The organism is Blautia massiliensis (ex Durand et al. 2017), assembly GCF_051861785.1.
GTDB lineage: Bacteria > Bacillota > Clostridia > Lachnospirales > Lachnospiraceae > Blautia_A > Blautia_A luti_A.
The window spans coordinates 3,723,476-3,741,824 of record NZ_CP146725.1 but is presented as its reverse complement, the minus strand read 5'-3'; the positions used below and the strand labels follow the sequence as shown (position 1 = coordinate 3,741,824).

At 45.1% G+C, this 18,349-nt stretch carries 19 protein-coding genes and 1 tRNA gene; 1 reads left to right on the top strand and 19 read right to left on the bottom strand.

Features of this window, described 5'->3' with window-relative positions; all coding sequences use genetic code 11:
• Positions 1-53: 53 nt before the first annotated feature.
• From V9W66_RS17665 to V9W66_RS17615, 11 genes are all read right to left on the bottom strand, one after another.
• Complete coding sequence (locus V9W66_RS17665; RefSeq protein WP_243121844.1) at positions 54-974, bottom strand: SH3 domain-containing protein; 921 nt, start codon at positions 972-974, stop codon at positions 54-56.
• A 57-nt stretch (positions 975-1,031) separates the two neighbouring features.
• Positions 1,032-1,103 (bottom strand) — tRNA-Arg (locus V9W66_RS17660).
• Between the two features lie 207 nt (positions 1,104-1,310).
• The gene (locus V9W66_RS17655) at positions 1,311-2,141 is read right to left on the bottom strand and encodes a hypothetical protein (RefSeq protein ID WP_144096034.1); all 831 of its coding nucleotides are present in this window, start codon (positions 2,139-2,141) and stop codon (positions 1,311-1,313) included.
• Positions 2,142-2,175: 34 nt separating this feature from the next.
• The gene (locus tag V9W66_RS17650; RefSeq protein WP_144096032.1) at positions 2,176-3,240 is read right to left on the bottom strand and encodes a DUF6077 domain-containing protein; all 1,065 of its coding nucleotides are present in this window, start codon (positions 3,238-3,240) and stop codon (positions 2,176-2,178) included.
• A gap of 1 nt (position 3,241) precedes the next feature.
• Positions 3,242-5,536: a xanthine dehydrogenase family protein molybdopterin-binding subunit gene (locus V9W66_RS17645; protein ID WP_144096030.1), complete on the bottom strand. Its 2,295-nt coding sequence runs from the start codon at positions 5,534-5,536 to the stop codon at positions 3,242-3,244.
• Positions 5,533-6,003, bottom strand: a complete 471-nt coding sequence (locus V9W66_RS17640; RefSeq protein ID WP_015524717.1) for a (2Fe-2S)-binding protein — start codon at positions 6,001-6,003, stop codon at positions 5,533-5,535. Before V9W66_RS17640 ends, V9W66_RS17645 begins: the two co-directional genes overlap by 4 nt.
• The gene (locus tag V9W66_RS17635; RefSeq protein WP_144096028.1) at positions 6,000-6,812 is read right to left on the bottom strand and encodes an FAD binding domain-containing protein; all 813 of its coding nucleotides are present in this window, start codon (positions 6,810-6,812) and stop codon (positions 6,000-6,002) included. The genes V9W66_RS17640 and V9W66_RS17635 overlap by 4 nt, the downstream gene beginning before the upstream one ends.
• 80 nt (positions 6,813-6,892) lie before the next feature.
• Complete coding sequence (locus tag V9W66_RS17630) at positions 6,893-8,611, bottom strand: alpha-glucosidase (protein WP_144096026.1); 1,719 nt, start codon at positions 8,609-8,611, stop codon at positions 6,893-6,895.
• An 11-nt stretch (positions 8,612-8,622) separates the two neighbouring features.
• Entirely contained in the window at positions 8,623-9,258 is a 636-nt protein-coding gene (locus tag V9W66_RS17625; protein ID WP_015524714.1) for a GNAT family N-acetyltransferase, read from the bottom strand.
• A gap of 20 nt (positions 9,259-9,278) precedes the next feature.
• Positions 9,279-11,324, bottom strand: a complete 2,046-nt coding sequence (locus V9W66_RS17620; protein WP_243121843.1) for a M28 family peptidase — start codon at positions 11,322-11,324, stop codon at positions 9,279-9,281.
• 69 nt (positions 11,325-11,393) lie between these two features.
• Positions 11,394-11,768 (bottom strand): hypothetical protein, encoded by a 375-nt coding sequence (locus tag V9W66_RS17615; RefSeq protein WP_144096024.1) that lies wholly within the window; start codon positions 11,766-11,768, stop codon positions 11,394-11,396.
• Between the two features lie 300 nt (positions 11,769-12,068).
• Between V9W66_RS17615 and V9W66_RS17610 the strand changes: the two genes are divergently transcribed.
• Entirely contained in the window at positions 12,069-12,656 is a 588-nt protein-coding gene (locus tag V9W66_RS17610) for an AAA family ATPase (protein WP_144093945.1), read from the top strand.
• Between the two features lie 201 nt (positions 12,657-12,857).
• On the opposite strand, the gene V9W66_RS17605 is transcribed toward V9W66_RS17610, so the two are convergent.
• From V9W66_RS17605 to V9W66_RS17570, 8 genes are all read right to left on the bottom strand, one after another.
• The gene (locus tag V9W66_RS17605) at positions 12,858-14,054 is read right to left on the bottom strand and encodes a tyrosine-type recombinase/integrase (protein ID WP_144093946.1); all 1,197 of its coding nucleotides are present in this window, start codon (positions 14,052-14,054) and stop codon (positions 12,858-12,860) included.
• 30 nt (positions 14,055-14,084) lie between these two features.
• The gene (locus V9W66_RS17600; RefSeq protein ID WP_118349998.1) at positions 14,085-14,288 is read right to left on the bottom strand and encodes an excisionase; all 204 of its coding nucleotides are present in this window, start codon (positions 14,286-14,288) and stop codon (positions 14,085-14,087) included.
• 535 nt (positions 14,289-14,823) lie between these two features.
• Positions 14,824-15,033 carry a helix-turn-helix domain-containing protein gene (locus tag V9W66_RS17595; protein ID WP_186290049.1) on the bottom strand — a complete coding sequence of 70 codons (210 nt, stop codon included), beginning with the start codon at positions 15,031-15,033 and terminating at the stop codon, positions 14,824-14,826.
• 105 nt (positions 15,034-15,138) lie between these two features.
• On the bottom strand, positions 15,139-15,453 hold the full coding sequence (locus V9W66_RS17590) for a sigma-70 family RNA polymerase sigma factor (protein ID WP_330575325.1): 315 nt from the start codon (positions 15,451-15,453) through the stop codon (positions 15,139-15,141).
• Positions 15,454-15,519: 66 nt separating this feature from the next.
• Positions 15,520-15,753 (bottom strand): hypothetical protein, encoded by a 234-nt coding sequence (locus tag V9W66_RS17585; protein ID WP_005340882.1) that lies wholly within the window; start codon positions 15,751-15,753, stop codon positions 15,520-15,522.
• Between the two features lie 170 nt (positions 15,754-15,923).
• Positions 15,924-16,655 (bottom strand): ABC transporter permease, encoded by a 732-nt coding sequence (locus V9W66_RS17580; RefSeq protein WP_144093948.1) that lies wholly within the window; start codon positions 16,653-16,655, stop codon positions 15,924-15,926.
• A 12-nt stretch (positions 16,656-16,667) separates the two neighbouring features.
• Positions 16,668-17,405, bottom strand: a complete 738-nt coding sequence (locus tag V9W66_RS17575) for an ABC transporter permease (RefSeq protein ID WP_439362795.1) — start codon at positions 17,403-17,405, stop codon at positions 16,668-16,670.
• Positions 17,389-18,312 carry an ABC transporter ATP-binding protein gene (locus V9W66_RS17570; protein WP_144093949.1) on the bottom strand — a complete coding sequence of 308 codons (924 nt, stop codon included), beginning with the start codon at positions 18,310-18,312 and terminating at the stop codon, positions 17,389-17,391. Before V9W66_RS17570 ends, V9W66_RS17575 begins: the two co-directional genes overlap by 17 nt.
• Positions 18,313-18,349 lie beyond the last annotated feature (37 nt).

The following is an 18,349-nucleotide window of genomic DNA, read 5'->3' as shown; positions in this document are numbered from 1 at the left end:
TATAAACAACAAAAATGCAGGTTCTTCCGGAACCTGCATTTTATTAACCCTTATTATTCTAACAGACCACTATAGACATAACCGGTCTGTCCATCATAATCAACCTGTATCCAGTCGCCTTCCTGCCCTTTCTTTTCAACTTCCGTTCCTGCAGAAAAACCACCGATAACCTCACCCTCTGAATCTGCGGAAGCACGAACATTACAATCCTCTGTAACTGTAAGCATTGTTCCTGCATCTGCGGAAGCACTGGCATCTTCACCAAGGCCCTGAAGGAATTCTGCCAGAGAGGGATCACTCTCCTGCGCAGCTTCATAGTCCGTCTTTACCTTTCTGATAAGCTCCTGCACATCCTTCTCAGATTCCAGTTTTTTCACATAGGCACTGATATCTGCATCGTCATCAGCACCACCTTTGATCTTCAGATTGCCGTCACTGCCCGTCTCCACATAAAACTGGCTCAGTGCCGGAACCGGAGTCTCAATTCCAGTACAGATATAATTAAAGACTACATAAACGACATACGAATCGTCCGTCAGTCCCTTCTTAGCGTAAACATTCTGTACCTCATACCCATCAATATAATCCCTTGAATTAATCTGCGACTCGTCAGCCGGCGTAAATCCGTCCTCAATCGTCTTAAGTGTTGCAATGTCTTTTTCCCCAAAAGCTTTATAATAGCTCTGAATCAGCTCGGTTACTTCCGTGCTGGCTTTTTCCATGGTTGTCTCCGCATCCGTATCTGCCGCGGAACTGGCGTCTTTCTTCTCGTCTGTCTCCCCATCATTTGCCGGAGAAGAAGGATCATTTTCCTGGTTACTTTGGGCTGTTGTCTGATCTTTATTGGAATTCCCCTTCTTACCTCCAACACAGGCGCGGACGCCAAAGATCAGAACAAGCACGATCACCAGAATGGCTCCGCCTAACATAAAATAGCGAAGGTTATCTGATAACCATTCTCTGAAATCATCCAAGTTCTTGTCCTCCTTATCATAACAACACGCCGGAACAATTCCCACTGTTCCGGGTAACACACCTGAAGGGAATCGAACCCCCGCACATGGTACCGGAAACCACTGCTCTATCCACTGAGCTACAGGTGCATAATGAAAAACATAACTTCTAAATTCAGGTATGAAATTATCAAAGTAGGTTTACACTGTTTATGATTTTAACACAAATCCATGAAATTGTAAAGATTTTTTTAAACAGTACATATTCATCACACATTTTATGGTTGCTGTTCACTCCGTTCTCCGTATCATTTTACGCACTTTAGTCATTTTTCCAGGCCAGAAGGGCGAACACAGTCACCCTTCAAACCTGTATACCACATATTTTTCTGTCTGCGCAATAGGGGTACATCCTGCCTGACGGATATAGTCATGATTTGTAAGATCTACCGGAAGAACGAGATAATCGGTTTCCGTTCTTTTCAATACCTGCCGGAACTTATCGATTCCCACATCCATCTGATAACTGATCACATCCATGATCACTTTCTGGATCTGGTAGGCCTTGCTGTTTTCGTAGTTTCCTACCACAGTACTTCCTGCACGATACAGGATAAAATTACGATCCAGAACAAGGATCAGTGACGGATCATACTGTCTAGCCACCAGATTCAGCTCATTGTCAAAAACAACCTTGGGTTGTTCTTTATCGCAGTCCTGATGGATCACATCGCATACTGAGCGCAGCTCATTCGGGACTTTATAGATGTTTTCCGCCATCACATAATCTTTTGCAATGCCGGGAACAGGTGTCCCCGTAGTGACGATCACTGCCGCAAGGATCAGCGCTGTTACAGCCTTCAGCCATCGAAACCTTACCACTTCCACGATCCGTACAGCATAATAGGCAGCACCCGGGATCACCGGAAGGATCCAGATAAAACGATAATATTCATTTTCAAAATGTACCTTTGGTATCACATATTTTACAAGAACCGGATTATATACCGTAAGTGCCAGAAAGACTAGATAATACAGGAATACTCTGGATTCTTTTCTCCTGCGGTAAAAAATATCCCAGAGTATACCTGCCAGAAAAAATACAGGCAGCAGACAGCCGCTCCAGTAATTTTCCATACAGATCTGCACAAAACGCAGTCCCAGTTCTTCGATCGTTACTCCCGCCATTTTCTTCTCCTATCTATGGTATCTTCCCAGTTTCCTATGATGCCGGAAATGCGATCCATCCAAGCTTCGCCGAAAAATAAACCAGGGCATACAAAAATCCCGGCAGCATACAAAGCGCATAGGGAAGCGCGTAGGAAAGCTTTTTCTTCAGCACCATCACCGGAAGGATTGCCGTACTGACTACTGCAGGATAAATAAGGGAGGATCCTGAAAACGTCAACGCACTGACTGCAGCAATGAAAAGCAGCACCCAGCTCTCTTTATTTCTGCCATCTTTGTTGAGCCAGAGCCGTATACTTACCAGAAGCGCTGCCGGAATGGAAATATTTGCCAGCAGGGCCTTCCCTTCATAAACCCGCATAAACGCAAAGGTTCCTGTTGTATAGATAGAAAAAGAAAACAATTGCATCAGACACACAAAAAGAACCATCAGGTCTGCTTTTTTTTCATCTCCACGAAAAAAGCTTTTTCCGATCTGGTAGATCAGAAGATTGATCATCAGCATGTTGATCACAGACATCACGACCTTGGACTGAACAATCGGGTGGATGCCCAGAAGGACACACCACACCGCATTGTTCATCGGATATGCAGAAAGATCATAGCGGAGATTAAAATTTCTCTGGATAACACCGGTAAGCGGACTGTATCGGGCAAGAGTGTCTGTATACACGGAAGTGCTTACTTCACCAATATAATGTGTTGCATCTGCAGTAACGTCCTGATATGCAGCCACCAGAAAACACTGCAGGATCACTGCCGCAGCGGTCAAAAGCAGCAGCAGTGAATGCTTCCGTAATATTTCTCCTATCCGGTTCAGCTGTCCCTTCCAGAGTTTATGCGCAAACAGACATGCTGCCAGTACACAAGCTGCCATGATCACCATCCACAGATACGTAAAGGTACTCAGTTTTACCCATTTCAGTGTCATAGGAACTGCAAGTATCTCAAAAACCGCAAAATACAGAAGATATCCCAAGACCAGTTCCATGGTTACTTCCGCCTTCATTTTCAGTATCCGTGTCAGCAGACTTCCTGCACAGAAAAATACCAGCAGCTCCAGGATCAGTCCGACAATTGCCAGTATCAGCTCCTGCATTTCACACCTTCTCTCCGGCTTCTCTGGCAAGGATTCCCATTGCAACCTTCTCCGGAGTGATCGGGAGCTCTCTGACACGTACACCTGTTGCATTATAAACTGCATTGGCAATAGCCGGACAAGGTGTATCGATCACAAGCTCACCAATGGATTTTGCGCCGAAAGGACCTGTCTTCTCGTAGCTACTCTCAAACTCGATCCGCACCCTCGGAATATCCATACGGTTGGGGATCTTATACTGCATAAAAGAATTGTTACGGATCTTTCCCTTATCTGTATACTGCACATCCTCATACAGAACCATTCCGATTCCCTGACCGATACCGCCTTCTGCCTGCACTCTGGCAAGATTTGGATTGATCGGAGTTCCACAGTCGATCACGCCCACATAATCAATGACATCGATCTGTCCGGTCTCTTTATCGACTTCCACTTCAGCGGCACCTACCATAAACGGTGGCGGAGAGATCGGAGAAGAATATTCTTTTACAACCTGAAGCTCACTGCAGACTCCACAGGTCGCTTTTCCTGCGATCTGCTGCAGCGTTACCTCTTTTCCGTCTTCTGTGCGGACTTTTTCTCCGTCAAAATCAGAATCCTCTGCAGATACTCCAAGCATCTGTGCGCCAAAAGCGTGGATTCTCTTTCTGAGTTCTCCGCAGGCCTGGATCACGGCATTTCCGGTTGCATAGGTTGTGGAAGATGCATAAGAACCGGAATCATAGGGAGAAATATCCGTATCCACACTGAATACCACGATATTTTTCATATCTGTATCCAGACAGTCTGCTGCCATCTGAGCAAGAATGGTATCACAGCCGGTTCCCATATCAGAACATCCAAGTGCCAGGGTATAGGAACCATCCTCATTTAATTTAATGTCTGCTCCGCCGACATCGATCCCTGCAATAGATGAGCCCTGCATGGCCATAGCGATACCGACACCCCGTACTTTGCCGTTACCCATATCACGGAACGGATATTTCTCATCCCATCCGATCATTTCCTTTGCACGGGCGAGGCATTTATCCATGGTACAGCTGCCGTTGATCGGTACATCCGGATATCCCGGAAGTGCCTCTCCCTCCATAGGCATGTTCAGCTCACGGAATTTTACCGGATCCATTCCCATCTTATGAGCCAGCTCATCTGCTGCGGACTCCACAGCAAAAATACCCTGTGTGGCACCATAGCCACGATAAGCGCCAGCTGCCTGCATATTGGTGTAAACAACATCATAAGCAAAACGGTAGGCTTCCGTATGACGATACAGCGCAATGGATTTATGGCCTGAAAGTCCTACGGTTGTAGGCCCATGCTCTCCATAGGCACCGGTGTTGGAAAGAGTATAAAGATCGATTGCCTTTACAATACCGTTTTCGTCTGCACCCATACGGATATGGACTTCCATCTCATGACGCGGAGAAGACGCGATCATGGATTCCTTTCTGGAAAAAACGATCTTGGACGGACGCCCGGTAACCCATGTTACCAGTGCCGGGAAAACCTCACTGACAGAAGACTGTTTTGCACCAAAGCCCCCGCCGATACGAGGCTTGATCACACGAACTTTGGAAGACGGAATGTTCAGCGCATTTCCTACGATCCTTCGGATATGGAACGGGATCTGGGTGGAAGAAACCACCGTCAGTCTCTGAAAATGGTCCATATAACAGTAGGTACGGAAGGTCTCCATCATGGTCTGCTGATTTGCCTTTGTGTGGTAAACCTGATCTACTGTATACGCACATTTTTCCAGCATGGCATCCACATCACCCACTTCTTCTACATTGGAGGAACAGAGATTACGCTTATTATCTCCGCCGGCCGGGATCGGCATATACCAGTCATCCTCCGGGTGCACCAGAATGGGATTATCCTTGGCTGTGTGGATATCCAGAACCGCTTTCTCCACACGATATTTTACCTTAATGCGCTTCAGTGCTTTATCTACTGCCTCTTCTGTCTCACCGGCTACGATGGCAACCGGATCCCCTACAAAACGCACATGCTTATCTATGATATAGCGATCCCATGGACTGATCTCCGGCGCTGTCTGCCCGGCCAGGGTAAATCTTTTGTGGGAAACATCCTCATAGGTCAGCACACAGGCAATCCCCTCGATCTTCTTTGCAGCATCTGTCTTGATCTCTTCCACCCAGGCATTGGCATGAGGACTTCTTAAGATCTTGACGATCAGGCAGTCAGAAGGTGCAAGATCATCGGTATAGACCGGTTTTCCGGTTACCAGCGACATTGCATCTGTTTTTGGCACCGGCTTGTTTACGTATTTCATTTTCCTTCCTCCTGTCCTTTTTTATAGTCGAGAAATTTCAGGATACTTCTGGTCTGTCCCACAAATCCCGAGCAACGGCACAGATTTCCGGAAAGATACTCCAGGATATCCTCTTCTGTGGGATCCTCCAGTTCCTTTAACATGGCAAATACATTCATGATAAATCCCGGATTGCAGAATCCGCACTGCTCTGCTCCCTCATTTGCCATAAAAGCGCCGAATTCCTTTGCTTCCTCCTGCATTCCCTCCAGAGTCACGATCCGTTTCCCGTCTGCGCGGGCAGCCAGCATGGAGCAGGACAGTACCGGACGTTCATCCATCAGCACAGTACAGAGACCACAGTTTGCAGTCTCACAGCCACGTTTTACGCTGTAACAGCTGTTTTTCCGCAGAAAATCCAGAAGCAGTTCATCCGGACGTACCTCTGCCTGCCGTTTTACACCATTCAGCCAGAAAGTGATATTCATTCTGCTCTCCCTCCGATCTCTTCCCAGGCTCTTCTTGTAAGGACTTTCACAAGAAGACTTCTGTATTCTTGTGAAGCACGCATGTTCTTGTCTGTAGAAACATGTTCCGCCGCATATGCGGCAAAAGATGCTGCTGCATCCTTTTTCTGCTGTGCATTCATCTGTACAAAATCTTTTAGGATTTCCTCTTCATCTTCCACGATCATTGCTTTTCCGGGTCTGGCCCCAATGACAGTTCTTGCTTTTCCGTCAATAAGAGCGGCCGCACAGGTGAGCACAGGAAAATCTGTGGAATTGTTCCGCTGACTTAAGTACACACTGTTCAGCGGCTGTTTTTTTACAATGATATTTACCAGGATATCGTTATCCTTTTCCATGGATGCAAACTGTGCCAGCGGAATGGTTCCGCCATTGTACAGCTCCACCCAGGTATCCAGTGCCAGAAACATGGTCAGTACATCGGAAAACCCGAATCTTCCGAAAATACTTCCGCCCACTGTGGCACAGTTTCGAAACTGCACACCCACAATGTGCCGTACACTTTCACGGATAGCACTGTTTGTATAGGCATTCAGCTCTTTGTGGGTTTCCAGCGCATGAAGTGGTGTCATGCAGCCGATCACAAATGCTTCTTCTGTTTCTGTAATAGTATCCAGCCCAAGACCTGACAGGTCAATGGCTGTCATGATGTTCCGGTTTCCCATTTTCAGCCAGACCATACCGCCCAGCACACAGGCTGTTCTTTTCTGGTTCAGTTCATATGCCTGTTCAAGGCTTTCTGCCTTTACGTAATTCTTTATCTTCAGCATACTTTATTCCCTTCTGAATTCTCATTCTCTTTCTTTACGGCTGTTTTTTCAACCGAACATTTATTTTAACAGACTGTCAGCTAAATAGCTATTGTTTTTTTCTCTGCTGTTCTGACGCCGCATTCGTCAGCGGTCTCCAGAACGATAAACTGATACGGTTTCAAAATGATCTCTTTTTCTGTGATCTCCACAGCTTTCTGATTATTCAGAAGCACCTCTTTTACTTCTCCAGGCAAAGATACCTTCTGTGACTGTGCCTGCATATTTCCCAGGATCAGAAGATTTTTCTCACCGTTTCTTGTATATGCGATCAGATTCTTCTGTTCTTCCTGATATGGAGCGAATGTTCCGTATACAAGCGTTTCTGTATATTCCGGAGCTTTTCTCAGTGCAGTCAGCTTTTTGTAGAAAGAAAGGAGGGAGTTACTGTCCGTTAACTGAGACTCTATATTGATCTCCTTATAATTGGGATTGACCCCAAGCCACGGCTCTCCTTCTGAAAATCCCGCATTTTTCTCTGCGCTCCACTGGACCGGAGTTCTGGCATTGTCTCTGGAAAATGCGGAAACAGCATCAAGCGCTTCTTTTTCACTGCATCCGGCACGGAGCGCTACCTGGTATTCATCGATGGTACTGATGTCATCGATCTGGTCCATAGAAGTAAACTCCATATTTTCCATACCGATCTCCTGGCCCTGATAAATAAACGGAATTCCCTTCAGCAGGAAATAAACACCTGCCAGGAGCTTCCTGGAATCCGGACAGCGGTCTTCCGGAGAAATATAGTGACAGACACCTCTTGGCTCATCATGATTCTCAATAATGTTGGAGATCATGCCGGTATCCCCGATCTTTTTCTGCGTATGGAAAATACACTTCTTGTACTCTTCCGGAGTCAGGTACGGTTTGGATGCATACCAGCCATCCTCGCTCTTTCCGTAACAGGTTTCTTCAAAATCAAACATGGATGAAAAATATCCGTTTTCTCCGATAAAATCTTTGATCTCATCTTCCTTTTCATTGAAGACCTCTCCTACAGTAAAAGCATCATAGGGATGAAAGCACTTCTCAGCCATCTCTCCCAGAAATTCTCCGATCCCTTCTGCCTCCTCCAGCATCCTCTCGATGCTGCAGAGCCCATCTGCACGATCGGCAGGATAATCGGAAAACGGAAGCTTCTTCTTGATATTGATAATGGCATCAATACGGAATCCGCCAAGCCCTTTTTCCATCCACCAGCGGATGTTTTTGTAGACTTCCTCTCTTACTTCAGGATTCTCCCAGTTGAGATCCGGCTGCTTCTTGTGGAATACATGGAGATACTGTTTATCCGGATGTCCCGGAAGCTCTTCCCATACCGGACCACCGAAATAGCTTCTCCAGTTGCAGGGAACTTTATCATCCTTTTTGTCCCGGATATAGAAGAAATTTCCATACTTTCCGTCCGGATCCTTAATGGCCTGCTGAAACCACTCATGCTCATCGGAGCAGTGATTTACCACCAGATCCATAAGGATGTACATTTCTCTTTTTTTTGCTTCTGCGATCAGACGATCCATATCATCCATGGTCCCAAACCTCGGATCAATCGCATAATAATCTGCAATGTCATATCCCTGGTCTGCAAGGGGAGATCTATAGATCGGGGAAAGCCAGAGGATATCTGCTCCCAGTTCCTTCAGATAATCAAGCTTGCTGATGATTCCCGGGATGTCTCCGATCCCGTCTCCGTTGGAATCATAAAAGCTCTTGGGGTATATCTGATATACCACCTTGTCATGCCACCATTTTCGTTGCATCGTAATTCCTCCTATGCCTGTTTGATCATGCAGTACTGCTTCAGATCAAATCCTTTTTTCTGTACAATGCCGTATAATTTAAATCCGAATTTCTCATACATGGAAACATTTGCCGGATTATGGGTTTCCAGAGAGATCATCAGCTTATGTCTGTCCGCATAATCGATCACCTCATCCATCAGCTTTTCAGCAAGACCGTGATGCTGCATCTTCGGCGCCACTGCCAGATAAATCACATGAAGCCTTTCTGCTGTATGAAGCTGGGAAGTCCAGCTGGAATTCAGATAGTCTTTTCCCTGGATGAATTTCCGCAGGGTCGCAAGACTTGGATCCTCTTTGATCAGATAGCCATCTGTTTTCAGAAGGGCAAAAAAATCCACCATCAGATTATGTAAGGCTGCTTCATGCTCCGTTCCGTCGGATACTACCAGGATACTGTTCAGCTCACTGCTGTCTGCATAGATCTCGCAGGTCTCAAAAAACTCCGTAAGATCACAGGTAAAAAGCTCCGGCATCAGCCGTTCTCTGGTATCCCTGTCCGGGATCAGTGCATGATACAGAGGATCCTCCGAAAAACATACGGTCAATATCCGGATCAGCTTATCCAGATCTTCTTCTTTCACTCGGTATAAATTATGGCTTTCCATTCTTTCCTCCAGGTATGGTTTTATTCTGTTCCTTTTTCAAACATATCACTGACCTCGCAGATCAGATTCCTGAGCTTTTCCACTGCACGGATCAGATATTCAATATCATCGGCATAATAACACTTCTGTCTTTCCCAGGCTTCCTTGAGGCTCTGCTTTTCTGCCTCCAGGCTGTCACCCGGCTTCTTTTCCTTCAGGCTTTCCACAAGATCATAAAGGTTCTCATGGTGGATGATCCTGCTCTTTCCCCACATCAGGCGATCCGGGGACTGCTTCAAGATATATTCCGTAAAATGATAAAAGACTTCCCGCTCAAACTGAAAAGCATAACAGTTGTTGTCAATACTGTAAAAAGCCTCCAGCGCAGGTGCGACCTCTCCTTTTTCCAGATATCCCATCGCTTTCTTCAGTGCATAAAGATTGTTCTGCACTGCCTGCTGCGGAAAGATCACATTGTCATCCCAGTCCAGACGTACCAGATAATCCTGGGATTTCCGGAATACACCGAGAAGCTTTTCGGTAATGGCATCGGCTTTTTTCCAGTCACGTTTTTCTTCCGGAAGGCTGTTGAAGCGCCGTACCTGCTCTGCAAGGATAGCAGCCGCTTTTTTTGCCTCTTCTGTTTTTTTCAGAAGGAGTGTACTGTCGGCGCCGGTCTGCATACACAGATCCGTATCCAGGGTCTTAATACTTTGGTCCAGTACCCGCCCGAAATCCATCGGCGGCAGAGCAAGGCTGTCAATAGCCAGAAGAAGTTTCAGATAAAATTCATGATGGAATCTGTATACCTCTTCCTCATAAACATCCTGGTTATCGTATTGGGAATGATAATAATTTTCCATAAACGGGCCACCGCTGAAATCATTGACCATGGACGGGATCCCGGAAATAGCCATGGTAAAATCATCAGACCAGGTTTCAATGGGATACAACGTGGTCATGCCTTCCGGATAAATCCCCTCCGGCATCTGCACAGCATCCACGAAGCTGCGCACAAAATCCGCATACTCATAGGTACATCGTACTGCATCTCTGGTACTGTGTGCATGAGCCGGAAGCTCAAAATTCAGATCTGCGATCACGTGCCCCTGCCACTCCGGTCTCGCCTCAAATACCTGGCGGTAAGCACCTGTGGACCAGTCATATTTTGTGTCGGAAATCCCCCATTCTTCTGCTGCAAGAGCACATACCACAATAGTATGGCGAGGTTTATAGCCACCACGGAGCAGCGCCCTGGCAATTCCAATGATCATGGCCACTGCCGCATTATCGTCCTGAAATCCCTCAAAATAGGAATCATAGTGAGCACTTAACAGGATCATGGAATCCGAATCGGTTCCCGGGATTTTGCCAACGATATTGTAGGTATACTGGTCTTTGATCACCTCTGTGTCCGCATCAAATTCCACGGAAAGCTCCGGAACACGATTCCCATTCTCATTTTTTTCCTCCATCAGCTGACGGATCATAAGAAAATCTGCCCGTGACATGGAAAATGCAGGCGCACAGGAAGGTCCTGCGATATCCTGTGCATTCAAAGCCGTATCATCGATCTGTGCGTATCCTCTGCTCTGTACGGCGATCAGAGCTGCTGCACCCTTCAGGTGTGCCTGATACACCGGGTAGTTGATCCACCATTCTTCTCTCTGATTGATCTCGATAAGAACCAGCTTTCCTTTCACATTGATATCCTTATATTCGTCAGCTGTACCCTTTCCAAGATATACAAGATCAAACCTCTGAAAGCCATTGGTCTTAAAATCTGTCTGATATGCGCCAAGCTGGATCTCCCGGCAGGTTCCCTCTCTGTCATGGCAGCGCATCACCGCTTTTTTAAATTCCCATGCATCCACACGGATCTTATCTTTTTCTACCTGTGTGAGACCGGCTTTTTTCATTTCTTCCAAAAGCATATCTCCGGTTTTTCGCTCTGCCAGGGAGCCTGCTGTACGGTATCCCAGAACCGGATTTGTTTTTTCCTGTTCCATGCGCCTGGCCAGATCATAAGATTCTTTTATATTCAGGCATGAAACACATTTCTCCACGATGTTCAAATTTACTGTCATCCCTTTCTCGGCAGTTCCCTGCCGGCAGTTCCGTCCTCCCGGCAGAGATATTCCTCTAACTGTTATAGATTATACCTTATCAATGTGCGGATTTCCAGATAAAAAACCGCGATTTGTTCTGATCATCAGAGACATGGTATTGGTGACACCGGACATGACTTCCATGATTTCTGACTGATCCACAATGGAAAAAGCGTCTTCGTCCTGCTCAAAGCGTTCCATCAGGAGCTCTGTAAGCGCATTTTCTGCCAGGTCCAGATTACCGGTACCCACAATTGTCTTGGAAAGATTCCCTTTTTTCGCCTCCGCCGATTGCGTTTTCGCTGCTGTTTTCTGCGCCGGCTTCGTATGCGCCACTTTAAAATATCCCACAGTTCCCGCACCTGCCACACAGACAGTCGCCACCGAGATAATCACCATAAGCCTTTTACGCCGTCGTTTCATTTTCCTTAACCTCCAAATATGCTATGTATGTTCTCTCTGTTTTAAAAATATTTTAAAAGAAAAACGTGTAAAGTCTTTGTGTGATCTGTGAAAAAGGTATGATATTTTTCATATACAAATACGGATAATTAATTATATTTTCTGTCTGTTTCCATTATTTTTTGTATATATTAAATATTATTTTAAAAATTATATATTATTTTCTGGTATTTTTTACCGAAATATGTTATAAAAGAAGTAAGAAAAACTACCGGAAATCAGATATTCCTGCTTCCGGTCCGAGATAAAGGAGGTATCTTTATGGCAAAACGTATTATCACCATCAATCGTATGTTTGGAAGCAACGGACGCCTTATCGGCAAGACTCTGGCTGAAAACCTGGACATCGGTTTTTATGATAAAGAACTGATCGACATGGCTGCCAAGAAAAACAATATCCCCTTCGACACCCTGGCAAAGGTAGACGAGAAAAAAGCCAGTCAGTGGGTATTTCCCGTTGACAGTGAGCTGCAGTTTACAGATAATTTCTCTTTTGTACCAATGAACGATGTGCTCTATGATCTCCAGAGAAAGATCATCCTGTCCCTTCCGCAGAGAGAGGACTGCGTAATTGTCGGCCGCTGTGCGACCAGTATCCTGAAGGATAAATCACTTAAACTTTTTATCCATGCACCTTTTGAGGAAAGAGTTCAGAATGTGATACGCCGTACCGGCAGAGAAGAAGCCAGCGCACGGAAGCTGGTCAAAAAAATGGATAAAGAGAGAAAAGCTTACTATGAATACTTTACAGACAGCAAATGGCTGGATATGACACAGTATGATCTCTGTATTGACAGCAGCCGTTTTTCTATGGAGCAGATTATTGAGATTATAAAGAGATGTCTTTAGGATTCTTTTTTTCTGAATTTTTTTTCTGAAAATTTATGGTGAATTTAGATTATCTCTTTAGAAGTTCTTATATGTCGGTATAGCCCGTATTTTCGGGCTTTCCCGGCATTTTAGATACGGGGAGAAGTTCACATATACCTTTATAACTTCTTAGGTTTTCCCTCTCAATGGTAGTAAAAGAAGTAGTAAATTGTTCTGCGGCTATGCTGCAATCAGCCTTTCCATTTCAGCCTTTGCGGAAGCGAAAGTTGCGTGTGCGTAATAGTTCAGCGTCATGGTGATATTGGAGTGTCCCATGATATACTGTAACGCTTTCGGGTTCATTCCGGCATTGGCTAAGTTGGTGCAGAACGTATGGCGCAGGGTGTGGGGTGTCATTACTTTGGGTAAGGCTTCCTCATGGCACTTGTTGTACTTTTTCGCAAGCCCCCGGAACATGGTCGCATAATTCACATTCGTTTTCGGGCAGCCGTCCCGGTTGAGGAAAAGGAAGTTGCTGTAACCGTCAATGGTGATCTGTTTCGTTCCCTTGCGGTTCTCCAACACGCGCCCCAACGCTTCATACACTTTTTCACTCATTGGAATTTGTCTGATACCGCTCTTCGTTTTGGGTTTCTCTATGTAGTAGCCTGTTTCCGCGCTCCGTAAAAGCTGGTGGTCTACATTGATTATCCTGTTTTCAAAATCAAGGTCGGTTTCAGTCAGTCCGCAGAGTTCGGAAATCCTAAGCCCTGTCCCCAGCAGTATGATAACTTCGTCACGGTATTTCTGATAGACGCTATCACTTTGCATAAAGGATAAAAGGCTTTCTTCCTGTTCTGCTGTGAGAGGTACTTTCGGCTCTGTGTCGTCCTCAATCACGGTGTTTAGTTGGAAGTCAAAGGGGTTCTTCCTTATACAATCGTCCTGTATCGCCGTATAGAACGCGGCTTTTAAGGAACGCTTGTCGTTGCTTATGGTCTTATAGGATATTCCCTTTTCTTTCATGCGCAACGCCCATTCTTTCGCGTCGGACAGCTTCACACTGTCAATGGGGCAGGAACCAAGTTTATCCGCTTCCAGCAGCTTCATCAGCCGTTCGCGCCCCTTTGTGGTGTTGTGCCTTACATTTCCCCTGTGGCGGTTCTGCTTCGCGTAAAGCTCGCAGACGGTCATTTTCTTTCCGATTGTGTCTATCCCGTCGTCAAGGTCTTTCTGTATCTCTTTTTCCTTTTCTCTAAGGGATATATCGTCACGCTTCCCGGCAGGGGTTTTGTCCGTAGGTACTAACTTCCACGCATAGACAAATTGCACTTTACCAAAAGTATCGGTATATTTGTAAGCATATCTCCCGTCTTTTCTCTGGCTCTCTCCCGAACGCAAAATGCGGTTTTTATTATCACGTCTTTTCTCCGACATTGTTTTTGCTCCTTTTCACTATCTTTTTCGCTAAATTGCGTCCAGTGTGTCAATGATTTTTTCAAACTGTTTCCTCTTGATCTGAATACGGTTGCCGTTCAAAAATATCCAGCCCGCCGTGGGATTTTCCTCTGCAAGTTTCCGCAGTTTGTTTTCTCCAATGCGGAAATATTTTGACGCTTCCTCAATGGTAAGCGTGTACTTTTCCCAAATAGGCACATCAGCATTGTTCATTCTATAAATCCCCCTTTCAAAAATGGGTAAAAGGTTAATAGTGAAAAGGGGCTGTGATCGGACGGTTAATAGCGTAACCTCACGGGAGTTTCACCCCTGCATGGTTCTCATGCAGCCCTACCCATTGCCTGCGACGCTTTTAACGCTCGGACTGTGGCGGTAAGGGAGTATCATTATATATTCTGCGCGATCGTCGCCCGCAAGCTGCTAAACTTGCTCCCCGGCGTGGTGTTGGTCGCTCGGCTGTCCCAGCGGGGGAAAAAACCGCCGGGATAGTGTCATGGCGCACCCGTCGTATAGCTCGGCGCAAAAGGGACGTATCCGATCTGCCCTATGCTGCGCCGCCGTTATCTTGCGCCGCTTTCTTTGTCAAGGTTCAAAATCAAGAGCTTGTCGGCTCACGGAAGCATACCGCGCTGGGCGGTATGCCCCGGTGAAACGACAAGCAGCTCATAAGCGGAAGCGCGGAAAGGGGGATGCGCCCCGCTGGGGGCAGCCTGTGTTTAGCCTACGTTAAAGGCAAGGGTGCGGGTAATCAGCCGCACCCTTGCAGCCTGTTCTTCATTTCCTCGTCAACGTAGGAATAAGTATTGCCCGCGTCGTCTTTCAGCGTCCGGGTGCAAAGTGTCGCTATGTAACCCTCGTAATGCTTCAAGACTGCGCACATGGCTTCCGTGTCGCCGCCCGCCGCTGCTGCAATAACAGGGAACGGCAACAGGGCAACGGATTTTTTATTTCTGTTCATCTGTTTTTCCCTCCATATACAGTTTGATTTTTTCAAGCGCGGTTTTCCTGTGCCGGAAAATCGTACTGCGCACAACATTCAGCAGACCGCCTATTTCCTCGTCGCTCATATCCAAAAAGTATGACAAAAGATAATGTCACGCTTCTTTTCGGGCAGGGCTTGTAAGGCTTCGCCAAGCAGCTCATTTTTCACAAGCACATCATAGCCGGACACTTCAAAGCGGTAATAATCGCTCTCGTACTCGTCCAGCGTATAAAGCTGTAAGAGATCGGCTTCGCTCATTTCCGAAAAATTCACTTCAAGGGCAGCGCGTTTGGAAAGCTCCCGGTAATAACTTCTTGCTTCGCCTTTGAGGACTTTTTTTGCAAGTGCGTCATACTGATGTTGGATCGTTTTCATTTCAGAAGAAGATAGCTCCATAGAGTTCACCTCCTTCCTTCGTGGTGTAAAAGACAAAAGGCTTGTCCTTCCGTCCCCTTTCACGCCCTATCCGTATGGAAAAGGCTCTTTTGTTGCGCTTTCCAAACAGCTTTTTAAGAAAACCGAAAGGCGCAAAAAAAGCCCGCCCACAAAAAATGCGGACAGGCAAAATGGCATTGAAAACCGTATTATGATGATTAGACAGTTCATACTGATAAGCGTAATTTTCCCCGGCGGTGGACAGGCTTTTTTTGATATGTCAATGACCGTCGGATTTTGTCGATACAGTATGTGTTTCATGGCGGCTACCTCCTTTAGCCGCCGCTTTTAACAGTGAAACCGCGTCATTCCTTGAGAAGATAAAAAAGAAACGGCGGCTTTGATCTCTCAAAAGCCGCCGTGTATGAATAGGCGTGTGAAAATATCTCTGCTGAACGACGGCTTTTTTTCTTTTGCCGTCGTGCGGCAGATTATATGTCATTACGTTTTCGATTGAACACTTTAAGAAGAATAAGGGCACCGATGCAAACAATGATAACAATGCTTATGCTCAATAGCGGAGAATATACAATTTTATCATCATGTGCATAATTTGAAAGCACTAATCCTGTTGTCATAGGGTATAAATTGATAAGGTTTCCGTCAGCAAGGAATATTCCGCAAAACCCATAGAAGAATGAGAAAATAACCCCAGACAAGAATTTGTCCTGCTTTCTCGTTGCTATAACAATGACTGGAAGAACCGCAATATAACAACAGGTACTTACAATGAATAACTGTTTAAGACTTATAATGCAGGAATTGATATTTATATCTGTGCAACTCATTGCTTTAGCAATTATCAGAGTGACAATAAAGCTAAAAATCCATTCAAAAATTACCAAGCCATAACCTACTATTATTTTGGATAAGATTAACCTAAGTTTTGAAACCGGAACAGCCAGTATATTTTTTAATGTGAAGTCGGTATATTCCCGGTTAATGGAATATCCAATTACCAACGTGAATGTGAAAGGAAGAAATAAACTAAAATGGTTCCAAATAACTCCTTCCGAAAGTCCTGTGTAACTAACAATGCTGTTATTGGTTCCAGCTAATTGAAATGTCGCTAAAATAATTGAAAAAAGTACAGATACAATTCCAAGCCAAAGAATATTGTATCTTTTATATTTTAAGAACTCTGTTTTTATTAGTCGTATCATTTTTAGCACCCCCTAAATTTCCTGCTTGCTTTTATAGATAATTGCAAGCGTTAATGAAGCAATAGCGGTTAGTATCAAAATACCTATACATGCGGGAGAGCTTAAAAACCAGTCATCCAATCCGTAAGTAGGCCCTGTAGTCATATGAGGTAGAGCCCATCTAAAAACAGCAGACAGAGGGGACAATACGTTTGCCATAGCAAATACAATAGCAAAACTTGCACTTGCATAAACAAATGATAAGATTATCGAAAAAACATACCCTTTCTTGCTAATACATTCAATGGCGATAATAGGAAGTATGGAGATTGCCACCATAACACCAATGAGAAGTCCGATCAATAGCCTGTAAAGAATATGGTCGGTACTGCCTATTATCAATCCCCCTATTAAAGTTGCGCCATTCGTTGCAAGAGAATATACAACGGAAAATATCAATATTGTAATTACTTTTGCAGTAAACAAGGCGGCTGTTGAAATTGGAATTGTGTTAATATTCTTTTGTGTTCCATTCGTTTCTTCCGAAAAGAACAAGATAGCTCCCAAAATCCCTAAAACCGTTGGTAATAGTAAGAAATATCCAAACACACCAATATTCAAATAAAGCCAGTCAAAGCCTAAATTGCTTTTCGCGGCAAATGCGGTCATAGGAATAGGAAACAGGGCGGCTGCAAGAATAGTTAAAAATATGAATTTTTTTCGCTTTAATTTCCAAAACTCACACTTTACAAGATCAAGCAATCCCTTCACCCCCTGTTACACGCCTGAAATAATCTTCAAGGCTTTCTTCGCAGATATAAGCTTCTGATACGGTAAGTCCGTTTTCGACAAAGGCGGTTACAATTTCCCCGACAGAAATATCTAAATTATGCAAACGCATCTTGTAATCGTCCTGTATGGTAAACTGCGTTTCATGGAAATTACGTTCTAAAATTCTTGCCGCCTGTGTTGTACTGGAAACGGTAAAACGGATATGTCTGCTGCTCTTTGCTTCCAGCTCTGCAAGGCTTTCTTCCTCCAATAATGCACCGTGGTCAATAATTCCTATATCATCAGCCAGCAATGCAATCTCGGAAAGAATATGGCTGGAAATCAATATCGTTTTCCCTCTTTCCGTGCAGAGATCACGGATAAAAGAGCGCACTTCTGCAATTCCAATCGGGTCAAGACCGTTAATCGGTTCGTCTAAAATCAAAAGCTCCGGGTCGTGCATAATGGCAAGGGCAATAGCCAGTCGCTGCTTCATTCCAAGTGAATATTGTGAGAACAGCTTTTTGTCTTTATAGGGAAGCCCCACTAAATCAAGTGCATTTTTAATTGCATTGCGGTTCGGCACTTCCCGCAGGGTAGCAAAAATGCGCAGGTTTTCTGTGGCAGTCAGATTTGGGTAAAATCCGGGGGATTCAATCAGACTGCCAATCCGGGGCAGTAGCTTTTTCTCATTTGTCCGTAAAGGCTTTCCCCATATTGCCACTTCCCCGGAAGTGGGCTGTGTCAACCCAAGCAGCATTTTCATTGTTGTTGTTTTTCCGGCTCCGTTTCTGCCAAGCAGACCATAGATACGCCCTTGCTGGACATGGATATTCAAATCTGCAACGCTTTTTTGTGTTCCGTATTGTTTTGTAAGATTTTTTGTTTCAATTACATATTTACTCATTGCGAAACCTCCTTTTCATATTTGCTATTCTATCACG